This is a genomic window from Subtercola sp. RTI3 (assembly GCF_035018625.1).
GTDB lineage: Bacteria > Actinomycetota > Actinomycetes > Actinomycetales > Microbacteriaceae > Subtercola > Subtercola vilae.
The window spans coordinates 13449-29055 of record NZ_JASJXO010000012.1 but is presented as its reverse complement, the minus strand read 5'-3'; the positions used below and the strand labels follow the sequence as shown (position 1 = coordinate 29055).

At 66.3% G+C, this 15607-nt stretch carries 15 protein-coding genes; 12 read left to right on the top strand and 3 right to left on the bottom strand.

Annotation, left to right across the window (positions count from 1 at the left end; all coding sequences use genetic code 11):
* Positions 1-60 precede the first annotated feature (60 nt).
* The 5 genes from QN358_RS06840 to QN358_RS06820 all read left to right on the top strand — a co-directional run bounded on the left by QN358_RS06840 (position 61) and on the right by QN358_RS06820 (position 4496).
* A complete protein-coding gene (locus QN358_RS06840; RefSeq protein WP_136640922.1) occupies positions 61-1053 on the top strand; it encodes an NADP-dependent oxidoreductase in 993 nt (330 codons plus the stop codon).
* A gap of 79 nt (positions 1054-1132) precedes the next feature.
* A complete protein-coding gene (locus QN358_RS06835; RefSeq protein WP_323511947.1) occupies positions 1133-2524 on the top strand; it encodes a pitrilysin family protein in 1392 nt (463 codons plus the stop codon).
* Positions 2521-3129 carry a histidine phosphatase family protein gene (locus QN358_RS06830; RefSeq protein ID WP_136640920.1) on the top strand — a complete coding sequence of 203 codons (609 nt, stop codon included), beginning with the start codon at positions 2521-2523 and terminating at the stop codon, positions 3127-3129. Before QN358_RS06835 ends, QN358_RS06830 begins: the two co-directional genes overlap by 4 nt.
* A gap of 72 nt (positions 3130-3201) precedes the next feature.
* Positions 3202-4038 carry a 4-hydroxy-tetrahydrodipicolinate reductase gene (gene dapB, locus QN358_RS06825; RefSeq protein WP_136640919.1) on the top strand — a complete coding sequence of 279 codons (837 nt, stop codon included), beginning with the start codon at positions 3202-3204 and terminating at the stop codon, positions 4036-4038.
* A complete protein-coding gene (locus tag QN358_RS06820; protein ID WP_162849199.1) occupies positions 4035-4496 on the top strand; it encodes a hypothetical protein in 462 nt (153 codons plus the stop codon). Before dapB ends, QN358_RS06820 begins: the two co-directional genes overlap by 4 nt.
* 37 nt (positions 4497-4533) lie before the next feature.
* On the opposite strand, the gene QN358_RS06815 is transcribed toward QN358_RS06820, so the two are convergent.
* A complete protein-coding gene (locus QN358_RS06815; protein ID WP_323511945.1) occupies positions 4534-5436 on the bottom strand; it encodes a TIGR01777 family oxidoreductase in 903 nt (300 codons plus the stop codon).
* A gap of 217 nt (positions 5437-5653) precedes the next feature.
* Here QN358_RS06815 and QN358_RS06810 point away from each other — a divergent pair, with 217 nt between their 5' ends.
* From QN358_RS06810 to leuA, 3 genes are all read left to right on the top strand, one after another.
* Entirely contained in the window at positions 5654-6964 is a 1311-nt protein-coding gene (locus QN358_RS06810) for an alpha/beta hydrolase (RefSeq protein WP_136640917.1), read from the top strand.
* Positions 6961-9582, top strand: a complete 2622-nt coding sequence (locus tag QN358_RS06805) for a bifunctional lysylphosphatidylglycerol flippase/synthetase MprF (RefSeq protein WP_136640916.1) — start codon at positions 6961-6963, stop codon at positions 9580-9582. The genes QN358_RS06810 and QN358_RS06805 overlap by 4 nt, the downstream gene beginning before the upstream one ends.
* A 165-nt stretch (positions 9583-9747) precedes the next feature.
* The gene (gene leuA, locus QN358_RS06800) at positions 9748-11514 is read left to right on the top strand and encodes a 2-isopropylmalate synthase (protein WP_323511944.1); all 1767 of its coding nucleotides are present in this window, start codon (positions 9748-9750) and stop codon (positions 11512-11514) included.
* A gap of 39 nt (positions 11515-11553) precedes the next feature.
* Here leuA and QN358_RS06795 read toward each other — a convergent pair whose 3' ends face one another.
* On the bottom strand, positions 11554-12246 hold the full coding sequence (locus tag QN358_RS06795) for a trimeric intracellular cation channel family protein (RefSeq protein WP_136640914.1): 693 nt from the start codon (positions 12244-12246) through the stop codon (positions 11554-11556).
* A 66-nt stretch (positions 12247-12312) separates the two neighbouring features.
* On the opposite strand from QN358_RS06795, the gene recO reads away from it, so the two are divergent.
* Positions 12313-13077: a DNA repair protein RecO gene (recO, locus tag QN358_RS06790; RefSeq protein WP_136640913.1), complete on the top strand. Its 765-nt coding sequence runs from the start codon at positions 12313-12315 to the stop codon at positions 13075-13077.
* Positions 13074-13877 carry an isoprenyl transferase gene (locus tag QN358_RS06785; protein WP_323511943.1) on the top strand — a complete coding sequence of 268 codons (804 nt, stop codon included), beginning with the start codon at positions 13074-13076 and terminating at the stop codon, positions 13875-13877. The genes recO and QN358_RS06785 overlap by 4 nt, the downstream gene beginning before the upstream one ends.
* Before the next feature lie 79 nt (positions 13878-13956).
* Here QN358_RS06785 and QN358_RS06780 read toward each other — a convergent pair whose 3' ends face one another.
* Positions 13957-14478 carry a YbaK/EbsC family protein gene (locus QN358_RS06780; RefSeq protein WP_323511942.1) on the bottom strand — a complete coding sequence of 174 codons (522 nt, stop codon included), beginning with the start codon at positions 14476-14478 and terminating at the stop codon, positions 13957-13959.
* Positions 14479-14556: 78 nt separating this feature from the next.
* On the opposite strand from QN358_RS06780, the gene QN358_RS06775 reads away from it, so the two are divergent.
* Complete coding sequence (locus tag QN358_RS06775) at positions 14557-15372, top strand: DsbA family oxidoreductase (RefSeq protein WP_136640911.1); 816 nt, start codon at positions 14557-14559, stop codon at positions 15370-15372.
* Positions 15369-15557 carry a hypothetical protein gene (locus tag QN358_RS06770; protein ID WP_323511941.1) on the top strand — a complete coding sequence of 63 codons (189 nt, stop codon included), beginning with the start codon at positions 15369-15371 and terminating at the stop codon, positions 15555-15557. Before QN358_RS06775 ends, QN358_RS06770 begins: the two co-directional genes overlap by 4 nt.
* Positions 15558-15607 lie beyond the last annotated feature (50 nt).

Sequence of the window (15607 nt, the reverse complement as noted above, 5' to 3'; positions counted from 1 at the left end):
CCAGAGCCTTGTTGTGAGGCAACGGCGGCGGCATGATCAGGATGAGAGAGAAGGCATCCCATGAGCCGCATTGCTGCAACAACGAAGTCAGTCCAGTTCTCGGAGTTCGGCGGGGTCGAGGTTCTTGACCTGGTCGAGACCGCGATGCCGCACCCGGGCCCAGGCGAAGTTCTCGTCGAGGTTCTCGTGGCCGGCATCAACCACATCGAAGCCTATATTCGGCGAGGGCTCTTCGCTGACGAGGTCGCCACCGCGAACCCGCAGACGCAGGGCAGCGACTTCGCTGGCATCGTGCTCGAGGTGGGGGAGGGCGTGACCAAGTTCCGCCGCAACTCCGAGGTTCTGGGGCACGCCCGCATGAGCTCGCAGGCCTACCACGTGGTCGTGTCGGCAGACAATCTGGTGGAGAAGCCCCGCCAGCTGGCGTGGGAAGTCGCGGGTGCGCTTTTCCTCGCGGGTCTGGCGGCTCACGAGCTGATCGACGCGGTGCACGTCTCAGAGGGTGAGACCGTGGTCGTATCGGCCGCCGCGGGCGGTGTGGGCAGCATGGAGGTACAGCTGGCAAAGGCGCGCGGAGCGAACGTCATCGGCACCTGCGGTGAGCGCAATTTCGACTACCTGCGACAGCTCGGCGTGAAGCCGGTCATCTACGGCGACGGCATCGTCGAGCGTATCGAGAAGCTCGCGCCCGACGGGGTGGCCGCGTACATCGACAACTTCGGGCAGGATGGCAGCGAGATCGCCGACAAACTGGGCGTCGACAGCAGCCGCTTCCGCTCGAGCAATGACCGCAAGATCATCGAACTGGCGGCCATCACCCCCGACGCCGAGCTGGCCCGGCACAACACCCAGGTGCTTGAGAAACTCACCAAGATGACGGCCGAACACAGCCTGACCGTTCTGATCTCGGGCTACTACCCCATTCATCTCGTGCGTCAGGCCTTCGACGACCTCGAGAAACACCACGCCAGAGGCAAGATCGTTCTCGGCATGAGGCCGGCCCACAACGTCAGTGTGATGAAAGCACGCGACATAGCGGATGCCCGGCCCTGAGTCCATCCCTCCCGCTGCGACGCCACCCGCGCCGCGCCCTCCGGGGCACCGTCAGCCCCATCGGCTAGGGTGGGCAACGATGAACGGTGCTGTTGCTCTCCCACTTGACCTGCCCGAACTCTCTCTGACCGCGTCGGGGGAGGCCCTGGTCAGGCGATCGGTGCTCCCCAGCGGGGTGCGCATCCTGAGTGAGCGGGTACCGGGTGCCCGCAGCGCCACCATCGGGTTCTGGGTGGCGGTGGGTTCGCGAGATGAGCTCGGTGCCGAAGCTGCTCGAGGCTCGGGCGCCACGTTCGTCGACGCACTGCCGTCGCGGTTCGGCTCCACGCACTTTCTCGAACACCTGCTGTTCAAGGGCACGCCGAAGCGCAGCGCCCTCGACATTGCGGTGGCCTTCGACGAGGTCGGCGGCGAGCACAACGCGCTCACCGGCAAGGAGTACACCTGCTACTACGCCAAGATCCAGGACAGTGACCTGCCCATGGCTGTGGCAGTGCTGGCCGACATGTTCACCTCGTCTGTTCTTGACGAGACCGAGTTCGAGAACGAGCGCGGCGTCATTCTCGAAGAACTGGCGATGGCCGACGACGACCCGAACGATGTGGTGGGTGAGAGGTTGTTCGAGGCGGTGCTGGGCGAGCATCCCCTTGGCCGGCCCGTCGGTGGCAGCAATGACACGATTCGCGCGGTCACCCGTGACGCCGTATGGCAGCACTACCTCGCGAACTACCGCCCGAACGACCTGGTCGTGACTGTGGCCGGTGCCGTCGACCACGACGAGCTCGTCGGGCTGGTGGTAGCTGCCGTCGAGAGCGCCGGGTGGGATCTCTCGGTGCCCGCCCGCCCCGTCGAACGCCGCGGTGCCGACTCGGCCACGGTGACCCGTGGCTCGGCCCTCTCGCTCACGACCCGCCCCAACGAGCAGGCCGTGCTGATGCTCGGCTACCCGGGCTTCGTCGCCTCAGACGACCGCCGATCAGCCCTCAGCGTGATGAACTCGGTGCTGGGCGGCGGCATGTCGTCGCGCCTGTTCCAAGAAGTGCGCGAGAAGCGCGGGTTGGCCTACTCGGTGTACTCGTTCGCGTCGGGCTACTCTGACGCGGGGGTGTTCGGCATGTACGCCGGATGCTCGCCGAAGAACGCGGGTCGCGTCGCCGACCTACTCGTCGCCGAGTTCAGCCGGCTCGCGCTCGACGGCATCACCGACCTCGAGCTCTCGCGCGCCCGCGGGCAGCTCTCGGGCTCGGCCGCGCTCGCGCTCGAAGACTCCGACACCCGCATGTCGCGCCTCGGCCGGTCAGAGATCACCACAGGTGAGTTCGCCGACCTCGACGAGGGGCTCCGCCGCCTCGACGCGGTCACCACGGCCGACGTGCAGGAGCTCGCGCAGCTGATCGTCGCTCGACCGCTTTCGATCGCCGCCGTCGGGGCTCTCGACGCAGACGCCTTCTCACAGGTGGTGACCGCGTGACCCAGGGGCACGTTCTCTACCTCGTTCGCCACGGTGAACAGGTCGATGCCGAGTACGGCGTCGCCGACGGGCCGCTCTCGCCCCGCGGCGAACGCCAGGCCCGGTTGATTGCCGATCGGCTGGGCGGTGTGCCGTTCAACAACGTCTGGCACTCGCCACTGCAGCGCGCGGCCGAAACTGCAGCCATCATGGGTCAGCAGCTGCCGGCCCTCGACCCCAAGCCCACGGCTCTGCTGTTCGACTGTGTGCCCACCGAGTACTCACCCGAGATGCCGAAGACCTTCGAGCCGTTCTTCAACGCAGTCACCGACGAGGAGGTCGATGCGGGTCGGGCGCAGATGTCCGATGCGGTGGCCGAGTTTCTGACCCCGTCGCGGGAGACCACCCATGACTTGCTCATCACGCACAACTTCGTCATCGGCTGGTTCGTTCGCGAGGCCATGAGTGCACCGCACTGGCGCTGGGTGGGTGTGAACCAGGCGAACTGCGCCCTCACGATCATCCGGTACCGCAGCGGGCGCATGCCCGAGCTGGTGACCCACAACGACCTCGGCCACCTGCCGGTGGAGCTCCGTACCGGCCTGACCGACCCGCAACCGTACTAGTCCGCTCTTCGCGGCTGCAGCTCTGGCTGCGGCCGGGCCAGAGCCAGAGCTGCGCTTGGTAGATTGGATCACATGACAACGAAGGTCGCCATCGTCGGCGCGACGGGCACGATGGGCACGCTGGCCGCTGGCCTCATCGAAGCCAACCCAGAATTCAGCGTGTTCGCCTCGCTCGGCTCGAAAGACAGCTTCGACGGCATGCTCGGTGCCGATCTGGTGCTCGACGTGACCGTTCCGGGTGTGAGCCAGAGCGTGGTCGACTTCGCGGTGTCTCACGGTATCAACGTGCTCGTCGGTACGTCAGGATGGTCGGGCGACCGTATTCTCGCCCTCGAACACCTTCTGCGGGCCACGCCCGACGTGGGCGTCGTGATCGTGCCCAATTTCTCGATGGGATCGGTGCTCGCCACCGCTTTCGCCGCCATGGCCGCCCAGTTCTACGACTCGATCGAGATCATCGAGGCGCACAGCGCGTCGAAGCTCGACTCCCCGTCGGGCACAGCCGTGCGCACGGCCGAGCTGATGGCTGCCGCCCGGTCGGGAGTCGGCCCGGTGTCAGCACCTCACACCGACCAGCGCGCCCGCGGCCAACAAGTGGCCAGCGTGCCCATTCACAGCTTGCGGCTGCAGGGCGTCATAGCCAAACAGGATGTCGTGTTCGGCGGCACCGGCGAAGTTCTCACCCTCAGCCACGAGACCATCTCTTCGAGCGCATACGAGGCCGGTATGCTGCTGGCCCTCCAGGCTGCTCGCACGGCCACGGGTGTCACGGTCGGTCTCGACAGGGTGATTGATCTGCCGAAGCTTCTTGCGGCCAGAACGGCGGCAGACCCGCAGCGGGGCGACGAGAAGTGGGCGCCGGTACCCGAGCAGGTCTCGGGTCAGGCCGCTCGGGTGACGAGCGCGTGAAGAGTCGCATCGCCGCGTTCGTGATGGCGGCGCTGCTCATCGTCTATCTCGCGCTCGTCTTTCAGCACGCAGTGTTGTTCATCGGTACCGGTCAACCTGCCGGGGTCGGCATCGGGCTCGCGCTGCTCGTCATGCCGATCGTGGGTGCGTGGGCGCTCTACCGCGAGCTGCGGTTCGGCTTCACCACCCAGAAGCTGGTGGGCATCCTCGAGAGCGAAGGCGGCTTGCCCGTCGACGACCTGCCGAAGCGCCCGAGCGGCCGGCCGTTCCGCGCAGAGGCCGATGCCGAATTCGACGTCTATCGCGATGAGGTCGAGGCTGCCCCCGGGAGCTGGCGCGCCTGGTTTCGGCTGGGGCTGGCGTACGACGCGAGCGGTGACCGCAAGCGTGCCCGCAAGGCACTGCGACAGTCGATCGCGTTCTACGAGGCCGACGCGAAGGCCCCTGCCGCACAGTGATGCGCGGTGCGGTGCGCCGAACCGGGCCGGGAGCGAACTACTGAGCCAGAGCCTGGTCGAGCGTCGCGCCGAGGTCGGTGTCGGCGAAACTGAAGCCGTCGGCAGCGAGCAACTCTGACGACTGGTTCTGGTCGGCCAGAATAAGCTCGCGCCCCGCGTCTGCAAGTGCCGTCGTGATGGCCCAGCGCGGCGCCGGAAGCCAATACGGCCGATGTACCCGGTGCGCGATCTCCCGCATGATCTCTGCGGCTGTCGCCGAGGTGGGAGCCGCGAGGTTCACCGGCCCGGAGAGCTGGGAGGTGATCAGGTGGCGAATCGCAGCCGCCTCGTCGTGCAGGCTGATCCACGGCCAGTGTTGCCTGCCTGAGCCGAGGGGCCCGGCCCCGCCGAGCTTCGCAATCGTGCTGAGAGTCGACACGATGCCGCCCTGGCCGAGTACCACACCGGTACGAAAATTCACCACGCGGCTGGCAGGGGAGGCGATGCGCGAGGCCCGTTCCCACGCATCCACGACCTTGGGCAGAAAGCCGGTGCCGACGCTCGACTGCTCGGTGAGAATCTCTCCCGGTCTGTCGCCGTAGAAGCCCACCGCAGACCCGCTCAGAAAAACCTCGGGCGGGTTTTTCGCCTTGGCAATCACACGGGCAAGGGTGTTGGTGGCGTTGACCCGCGACTCGAGAATGGTGCGTTTGTACGCCAGAGTCCAGGGCAGACGCGAGATGGATGCCCCCGACAGGTTCACGACGGCATCTGAGCGTTCGACCGTCTCTGAGTTGAGCCAGCCCGCGTCGGGATCCCACATGCGTTCGTTCGGGTTTCGGGTGGGATGCCGCACCAAATGCACGACCCGGTAGCCGTCAGCCACCAGCTGCCGTGTCAACTCCGTGCCGATGAAGCCGGAGCCACCCGAGATGAGTACGGTCTTGTCGTTCGTCTGCACGCTGCCACAGCCTTCCGGTTCGGATCTTCAACACTACCCGCGCAGGCCACGCCGTGCCTGCTCAGGCCGCGTATCCTGTGGGGCCATGCACGGTATTCGGCTCGCACGTGTGGTGGCGCTTCAGAGGCGCAGTCGGGCATCCAACTCATCGTCAGAGCAAACGCCCAGAATGTCACGACACACTGGGGGCTTTGTGATTCGCAACGAGTGAGGTGCCATGGGTTCTCTCGGGAGCGCCAACATCATCACGGGCCCTCTCGTCATCATCGTCTACGCCGTCGCCCTGGTGTTGGCACTGTTCTTTCTGGCACAGAAGCCCGGCCCGCGGTGGCGTCGCCGAACCTACACCATCGTCGCAGTCGTCGTGGTGCTGGGCGGCGCTGGTCTCGGGTGGCTGATGACGTGGGTGTTCGACGTCTGGCTCGACGTCTTCGGCGTGGGTCTTTCGGCGAACACGATTGCGTGGGTCGCGGCGGGGTTCGCCGGCCTCGCTCTCGCCGTTGTGTCGTTCTTTCGTTCGCGGTGGTGGCGCCGGATCGCGGGCGTCGTCGGCATTGTCGTCTTCGCGGCGACAACCGCACTCAGCGTCAACATCGACATCGGTGAGTACCCGACGCTCGGCAGCGTGTTCGGCCAAAGCCCCGTCGATCCGCATCCGCTGCCGAGCTTGTCGCCGACGGTCGCTCTCAGCTCGCCGCTCATCGAGAGTTGGGTGCCCCCCGCGAACATGCCGCTCGCTGGCGAGGTCAGCACGGTGAGCATCCCGGGCAGAGTCTCGCACTTCGCCGCCCGCGACGCCGTGATCTACCTGCCGCCGGCCGCGCTCACGGCGCACCCGCCCGTTCTGCCGGTGGTGGTGACTCTCTCCGGCCAGCCCGGGTCTCCGTCAGACCCGCTCGTCTCGGGCCACCTGACCGAGACGCTCAATGCGTATGCCGCGGTGCACCACGGCCTGGCCCCGATCGTGGTCTCACCCGACCAGCTCAGCCAGTCTGATTACAACCCGATGTGCGTCGACGGCCCGCTCGGCAACTCTTCGACCTATCTGACGGTCGACGTGGTGGCATGGGTGACTGCGCACCTGCCGGTGAGTACTGACCCGGCACAGTGGGGCATAGCCGGGTTCTCGCAGGGCGGTACCTGTGCCATTCAACTGGGGGCGGCGCATCCGGAGTTGTTCCGTTCGATACTCGACGTCTCAGGCGAGTTGAAACCCGCCATCGGCGACGACGCGACTACCATAGCCACGGGGTTCGGCGGTGACGCGAAAGCGTATTCGAATGCACTGCCCCTCACTATTCTGAAGAAACACACACCATACGCGAGCACATTCGCAGTTTTCGCAGCGGGGGAGAACGATGCGATCTTCAAACCGTTCGCAGAGCAGATGACCGCGGCCGCCCGTGAAGCCGGTATGACGGCCTTGTACCTCGAGGCGCCGGGCAGCGCCCACGACTACACAACGGCCAGCTATGCGTTCGCGCACGGGTTCGACCTGCTGTCGGCGCGCTGGGGGTTGGGTTCGTGAAACAGATCCAATTCGGCCGGGGCGTGCGCGCCGTCGGTGCGTGGGCGCGCTCGATACCCTTCACCTGGGTGATTGCGGGCGTGGCCGTGGTCGTCGGCGTGTTGCAGGTGCTGTTCCACGCCTCGCTAGCGAAGCTGTTCGACAATATGCTCTCGCTGAGTTTCGACTCCGTGGTCAGCCAACACCACTGGTTCGCGTCGCTCACCTCGGTACTGTTTGCTCCTCGAGCGCTGAACATTCTCGTGGTGGTGCCCATCATCCTCATTGTGCTGGGCACGGCCGAACGACTGATGGGCACCTGGCGAGCCGTGCTCGCCTACGTCGTGGTCGCGGTGCTGGGCGGCACTCTCGGGCTCGCGCTGCAGGGAGCGGCGCTCTGGCTCAACATCGGTGTCGCCCAGCAGGTGCGCGGTCATTCCACCATCGATCCGCTGATTCCCATCGTCGGAACCATTATGGTGGCGAGCGCGTTCGCCACTCCTCTGCTTCGCCGGCGTATTCGGGTGATCGGCTTCGCTGCCCTTCTCATGTTCGTTCTGTACTCAGGCCAGCCGTCTGACCTCTACCGCACCCTCTCGGCCGTAGTGGGAGTGTTCCTGGGTGTGCTCATGCAGCACCTGCGTGCCCGGCGCCTCCTGGCCCGGTCTCCGGATGCCCCGCAGACGGCCCCGTTCGCACCCCGCCGCGCGGCGGGCGACCGGGGCTCGGGTCGTGCGTCGAGGGTGCTCCGCCGCAGCAGCCACCGCGAGCAACGCTCGCTGCTCGCCGCCATCGTGGCCATCACCGCGGTGGGCCCGCTCATCACCATCATCGCTCCGAACGGATTCGGCCCCCTGCAGCCGCTCGGGCTGCTGTTCAGTCAGACGCTGATGACCAACCAGGGCATCCGGCAGTCGATTGCTGGCGCGAACGGCCTGGTACCGTTCTGCGAGGTAACGAGCTATTCCGATGCCTGCGCCGATGCGTTCGCGTTGTCGCGTCTCGACGGGCTCGGCCCGGTGCTCGTCACTCTCTTGCCGCTGGTGGTGTTGCTGATCGCCGCGCTCGGCGTGGTGCGAGGGCGGCGCGTGGCGCTCTGGCTGGCCGTCGCCGTGAATGTGTTCCTCTCGATTCTCGGGATCATCTATTACGGTGTCTTTCCTGCGGTCGGCGCCAATTCCTTCTTCGATTTGTCGAACGGGCAGTTCGACCAGTACAGCGTGTCGGTGATCATCTCCGTGGCTGTGCCGCTCATGGTGGCCGCTCTGCTTCTGGTGAACCTCCGAATCCTCCCCCGCGAGACCCGGGCGGGCGCGGTGTGGAGCTTCTTCATGACCGTTGCTGTCGCATTCGTCGTGATCTCGGCGATCTATCTGGTCATCGCGTTTGCGATGAGGGCCCAGTTCTCGCCAGTCGTGTCGTTCACCGATTTACTCGCTGACCTGCCCGAACGATTCATGCCTGTCGGCTTTCTGTCGCTCGAGCGGGTCGACGTCTTTCCCCTCGGCGGTGGCGCGCAGTTCGTCTACGAGTGGGTGGGGCCGCTGTTCTGGTTCGTCGTGTGTGTGGCAGCGATACTTTCGATCTCGCACATCACACTCGGCTCGACAGTGAGCCAGGGCGCACGCATCCGGTCGCTGCTCTACGAAGGTGCCAGCGGCTCGCTGTCGTGGATGACCACCTGGAGCGGCCACCAGTACTGGTTCTCAGAGCACAGCACCGCGGCAGTCGCGTATCGCGTGATCAACGGCGTCGCCATTGCCACCGGCGAGCCGCTGGGGGCACCGGATGATCGGGTGCCGGCCATTGCCGAATTCGCCGAGTTCTGCACCAACCACGGCTGGACACCGGTGTTCTACGCCGTCTCCGGCACCCTGCAGCCGGTGTTCGACGAGTTGCACTGGTCGATGATGCAGATCGCCGAGGAGGCCGTGATCGACGTAGCCACCTTCTCGCTCGAGGGCAAGAAGATGCAAGACGTGCGCACCTCGATCAACAAGGCGGTCAAGCTCGGCGTGCGCGCCGAGTTCACTTCGTACGCGAGGTTGAGTGCGGCCCACGTCAACCAGATCCGAGAGATCTCCGAGGGCTGGGTGGCCGAGAAGAACCTGCCAGAGATGGGCTTCACGCTGGGCGGCATCGATGAGCTGACTGATCCCGATGTGCGGCTGATGCTCGCCATCGACGCCGACGAGAATGTGCTCGGTGTCACGAGCTGGCTGCCCACCTATCGCCGGGGCGTGGTGGTGGGGTATTCGCTCGACTTCATGCGGCGGGGGTCGAACACGATGAACGGTGTCATGGAGTTCACGCTGGCCGAGAGCATCCGGGCCGCCCGCGAACAGGGTCTGGAGTTCATCAGCCTGTCGGCAGCGCCGCTGGCCCAGAGCGAAAGCCAGAGACCGGGGGGCGAAGGCTCGGCAGCGGTCGTGCTCGGCATTCTCGGCCGCGCCCTCGAACCGGTGTACGGTTTTCAGTCGCTGCTCGCCTTCAAACAGAAGTTCCGGCCCGAACGGGTGCCGCTGTACCTCGCGTACGGCGACCCGCTCAGTCTGCCGGCGGTGGGGGTGAGCCTCGCACGCGCCTACGTTCCCACGTTCTCGGCGCGGCACGCGATCGGCTTTCTCACCCGCGGGTGACCCCCATCGGGTGACGTGACACAGCTGAGGGTGCTAGCGTTGAACTGTGTTTTTCGGTCTGCTCCTTCTTAGCTGCCGCGACGGGTCTTAACAGGCCTTCCCCGTCGCGGAGTCTGTCGTTGGCCCACCACCAGACAAGAGCTTTGCAAACAGGAGATGTGCACCATGTTCAACAACCAGACACCATCGGCCATGCCGACCCACAAGTATCGCCCGTACAAAGACACGTTCGCCGTCGATCTGCCCGACCGCACCTGGCCGTCGAAGACCATCACTGTGGCGCCACGCTGGTGCGCCGTCGATCTGCGTGACGGCAACCAGGCCCTCATCGACCCGATGAACCCCGAGCGCAAGCGCATCATGTTCGACCTGCTGGTGCGCATGGGCTACAAAGAGATCGAGATCGGCTTCCCGAGCGCGAGCCAGACGGACTTCGACTTCGTACGCAGCCTCATCGACGAGAACGCCATCCCCGACGACGTGACCATCCAGGTGCTGACGCAGGCCCGCGAGACGCTCATCGCGCGCACCTACGAGGCCATCGCGGGCGCAAAACAGGCCATCGTGCACCTCTACAACTCGACCAGCACGCTGCAGCGTGACGTGGTTTTCCGAAGCTCCAAGCAGGGCATCATCGACCTGGCGCTCGAGGGTGCGCGGCTCTGCCGCCAGTACGAGAAGACCATCCCCGAGACGGTCGTCTACTACGAGTACTCGCCCGAGAGCTACACCGGCACCGAGCTCGACTTCGCCCTCGACATCACCAACCAGGTCATCGAGGTGTTCGAGCCCACCGCTGAGCGAAAAGTCATCGTGAACCTGCCCTCCACCGTCGAGATGTCGACGCCGAACGTCTACGCCGACTCCATCGAGTGGATGTCGCGCCGCCTGGCCCACCGTGAGAACGTCATTCTCTCGCTGCACCCGCACAACGACCGAGGTACCGCCGTGGCGGCGGCCGAACTGGGCTACCTGGCCGGTGCCGACCGCATCGAAGGCTGCCTGTTCGGCAACGGTGAGCGCACCGGAAACGTCGACCTGGTCGCCCTCGGTATCAACCTGTTCACGCAGGGAATCGACCCGCAGATCGATTTCTCCGACCTCGACGCAGTTCGTCGCACGGCCGAGTACTGCACCCAGCTCAAGGTGCACGAGCGCAGCCCCTGGGCGGGCGACCTGGTCTACACCGCGTTCAGCGGCTCGCACCAAGACGCCATCAAGAAGGGTTTCGAGGCCATGGAGGCCGACGCTGCCGCGCGGGGCGTCGATGTCGACTCGCTGGTCTGGGCCGTGCCCTACCTGCCCATTGACCCGAAAGACCTCGGCCGGTCGTACGAAGCCGTGATCCGGGTCAACTCTCAGTCGGGCAAGGGCGGCGTGGCCTACCTGCTGAAGAACGACCACAAGCTCGACCTGCCGCGCCGCCTGCAGATCGAGTTCAGTGGTGTGGTTCAGGCCAAGACCGACGCCGAGGGTGGCGAGGTGACGAGCGAGCAGATCTGGTCGGTGTTCCAAGACGAGTACCTGCCGGCACCAGCCGAGCGTGCCGACGAACGCTGGGGCCGGTTCGAACTCACCCGCACCAGCACATCGAGCGACCTGAGCGGCGAGACCTCGCTCTCGGTCGCCCTGCGGGTGAGCGATGAGCACCGCGACATCGTCGGCCACGGCAACGGGCCCATCGCTGCGTTTCTCGATGTGCTCGCGCAAGAGGGTGTCGAGGTGCGGGTGTTCGACTATGTCGAGCACGCACTGAGCGCCGGCGGCGATGCTCTGGCAGCCGCCTATGTCGAGTGCCAGGTCGAGGGCGTCACCTACTGGGGCGTCGGAATCGATGCCGACATCTCCACCGCGTCGCTGAAAGCCGTCGTCAGTGCCGTGAACCGGGCGATTCGGGTCACCGGGCGCGACCGCGAACTGGCTTCGGTCTAGCTCGGTGCGGGGCTGGCTGGCCCTTTCGACCACGCGTTCTCAGGGGCGGGGCTTTGCGCGAAAGTGCAACCCCGTCACCCGGGGCATTCGGGGCAGCCGCTTGAGGGCGCGCTGCTCCGGCAGGCTCCAGCCGTACCTCACCGCCAGCAGCCGGATGAGCGTGGTGATGACTACGCAGACAATCGCCGCCGCCACCGCCGGTACCCCCAGCTTGAAGAGCACGAGCAACGTCGTGGCCCCCACGCCGGCCGCCACCGCGTAGAGCGACCCCACGTGCATCAGGCCGATGCGGGTGCCGAGCAGCAGGTCTCTGACGACTGATCCGCCGACGGCGCTCACCATGCCGATGAAGAGAGCCGGCACCACGGGCAACCCGAGCGACAGGGCCTTCGTGGTGCCGATTGCGCCGAAGAGGCCGATGGTCAGAGCATCCAGAATCGTGATCATCACATCGAGCCGGTTGAACAGCTGCACCAGCAGCATGCCCACCAGGGCCGAGATCACCGCCACGACGAGGTACCAGTTGGTGCTCAGTGCAACCAGCGGAACCACGAGGAAGATATCGCGGAGCAACCCACCGCCGAGCCCCGTGGCCACCCCGATGATGGCGATGCCGAGCAGGTCGAGGCGGCGGTCTCGAAAGCCAGAGGCGAACATGGCGCCCTGCAGCGAGCCCACCCCGACGGCAACGAGATCGGCCCAGAACGGAATAGCGAAGGTAGCGTCTGGCACCTCACGTTTCTACCATGCCGGGGTGGTTCGGGCCTCGATGTCAGCCGCAGGGCGGATAATTGCGGTGTGCCCCTCTACCGAGACGACGTGGTCGTGCTGCGCACCCACAAGCTGGGTGAAGCCGACCGCATCGTCACCATGCTCTCGCGGCAGAACGGCAAGATTCGCGCCGTAGCCAAAGGGGTGCGCCGCACCGCCTCGAAGTTCGGTGCCCGGCTCGAGCCGTTCATGGTGGCCGACGTGCAGTTCTTCGAGGGCCGCACGCTTGACACCATCACCCAGGCCGTGACCATCGCGTCGTACGGGGCCGACATCTCGGCCGACTACGCCAGCTACACGGCGGCCAGCGCGATGGTCGAGACGGCCGACAAGCTCACCGAGGCCGACGCCACGCAGCAGCAATACCTGTTGCTCGTCGGGGCGCTCCGCTCGCTCTCGAGGGGGGAGCACGGCTCGAGCCTCACGCTCGACTCGTACCTGCTCCGTGCGCTGTCGCTCGCCGGCTGGGCCCCGAGCTTCTCCGACTGTGCGGTGTCGGGGGTTCCCGGCCCGCACTCGGCGTTCGTCGTGCAACTCGGCGGCGTGGTCAGCGACGCTCTGGCGCCGCCCGGTACGCCGCGACTCGACCACGAGACCCTGGGCCTGCTGTCGGCGCTGCTGTCAGGCGACTGGGTGACGGCCGACGCGGCGGGCGAGAGGGTACGATCGCAGGCCAGCGGTATTGTCGCGGCCTACACCCAGTGGCACCTCGAGCGGGGGCTGCGCTCGCTCGAACACGTCGACAGATCGAATTCCACCGTCAACACGAACAAGAAAGTGCCCGCTGCATGAGCCGAGTCGGCAAGACCTCACCCCTGGCCGCCGAGTTTCGGCCCCTCGACTACACGGGTGTCTACCCGCCCGCGATTGCGGCCAAAGAGGTTCCGGCGCACGTCGCTGTCGTGATGGACGGCAATGGGCGCTGGGCGAACAGCCGCGGCCTCACGCGGGTCGAGGGGCACAAGGCCGGAGAGGCGGCGTTGCTCGATGTGGTGGCGGGGGCCATCCAGATCGGCGTGAAACACCTCAGTGTGTACGCCTTCTCGACCGAGAACTGGAAGCGTTCGCCCGACGAGGTGCGCTTTCTGATGGGCTTCAACCGCGAAGTACTGCACCGGCGCCGCGACCAGCTCAACGAATGGGGCGTGCGGGTGCGCTGGGCGGGCCGGCGGCCGCGGCTCTGGGCGTCGGTGATCAACGAACTGCAGTTCGCCGAGCGTCTCACAGCCGACAATTCGACCCTGACCCTCACCATGTGCGTGAACTACGGCGGTCGCACCGAACTGGCCGATGCCGTGCAGCAGATCGCGGCCGAGGTGGCGGCCGGGCGGCTGAAGCCGAGCGGCATTTCAGAGAAGCTCATTCAGAAGCACCTGTACGTGCCTGACCTGCCCGACGTCGACTTGTTCGTGCGCAGCTCTGGTGAGCAGCGCACCAGCAACTTCATGCTGTGGCAGTCGGCGTACGCCGAGATGGTGTTTCTCGACCGGCTCTGGCCTGACTTCACCCGCGCCGACCTCTGGCAGGCCATCGAGCACTACACCGGGCGCACCCGCCGCTTCGGCGGCGCGATCGACGCGCCCACGGCCTGACGGCCAGGCACCCCATACCCTCCGCCCACGCCCACGCCGACGCCCGCCCACGCCCCACCCACGGCTCGACGTCGATGGTTCAGGCGCGCGGCTTCAGCGGGTCGGTGATGTCGGCGACGGTGGCGTCGAAGGCGGCGAGCAGAGGGTTCGCGTCGGTGAGTAGGCTGAGGCCGTGTGAGCCGGCTCCGAGCGCGACGCGTTTGCCGAGCATCCGTTCGTCGGCGAAGACGGGCAGGGGCGTGAGGCTGCCGAACGGGGTGATGGTGCCGCGTTCGTACCCGGTGGCTCCGAGCGCGAGGTCGGCGGAGGGCAGTGAGAGCTTGTTGACGCCGAGCAGTGCGCGGAGCTTCGACCAGCTGATCTGGCGGTCGCCCGGCACCAGGGCGAAGAGGTAGTCGCCGTCGTGGCGCTTCACGACCAGAGACTTGATCACGTCAGACGGCTCGAGCCCGAGCAGCGCTGCGGCCGCCTCGAGGCTGTCGGCTTGGGGGCGTTCGACGATCTCGATCTCGAGCGCGCGGGCGAGGGCATCGGTCTCGACGCGTTCGCGGCCGGTCGGGGTCACCTGGTCGGTGGTGGGCATGCTGTCGGTGGGGGTCATGCGCACGGAACCTGGGTCATACTGCTATCCAACCGCAGCGGGGGGAATACCCTTCCCACGGAGCCTGTTGCTCTGAAAATGAGCGACATCACCGAGCTGTCCCCTGCTTCTGTCCCCTCCGCGATCAAGGTCGACGTGTGGTCTGACATTGCGTGCCCGTGGTGCTACATCGGCAAGCGTCGGCTCGAAGAGGGTGTTGCGGCGTATTCGGCGTCGCTGGGTGGTGTCGGTGCCGCCCTCGGATCCGATGGCGTGGCGGGTACGACTGCTGCCGACGGTTCGTCGACTCCGGATGCCCGGGGCACGGCCATCCCCGTCGAGATCGAGTACCACAGCTTCGAACTCTCACCCGATACGCCGGTCGACTTTGCGGGCACTGAGATCGAGTTTCTCGCCCAGCACAAAGGGTTCGCTCCCGCGCAGGTCGTCGAGATGCTCGAACGCGTCACCGGCATCGCCGAAAGCGTGGGCCTGCACTACGACTACGACGCCCTGCAGCACACGAATACCGTGAAGGCGCACCAGGTCATTCACTACGCCAAGGCGCACGGAGTGCAGCTCGCGGCGAAGGAACGGCTGCTGAAGGCGTACTTCGAAGAGGGCAAGCACGTGGGTCGCGACGAAGACCTCGCCGACCTGGCCGCCGAGATCGGGCTCGATCGCGACGACGTTCTGCGCTCGCTGGGCGAGAACGAGTACCTCGACGCGGTGCGCGCCGACCAGGCGCAGGCCATCGCCTACGGTATCCAGGGCGTGCCCTTCTTCGTGTTCGATCAGAAGTACGGCGTCTCGGGCGCCCAGGAGGCGGCGGCGTTCGCCGAGGTTCTGGGTCAGCTGACCGCCGAGCGGGCCGAACTCGCAGCTGCGTCGGCCGACGCCGGAGCCGCACGATGAGCGCTCTGCAGGGGCCCACGCTCGCATCGATCGGGGCGGGGTCGCCGCTGTTGCAGATGCTCGGCACCGATTCGCCCGACGGCATGGTCTGTGATGTGAACGGCGTGTGCGCCATACCGGGCCTGGCCGCATCTGACGGGCCCGTGTCGGCCGGCGACGACTCCTCCACAACGCAGGAGGCATGACGCTTCTGCACCGGGTGGGCCCTGTCGGCACACAGACGGTCAAACTCTGG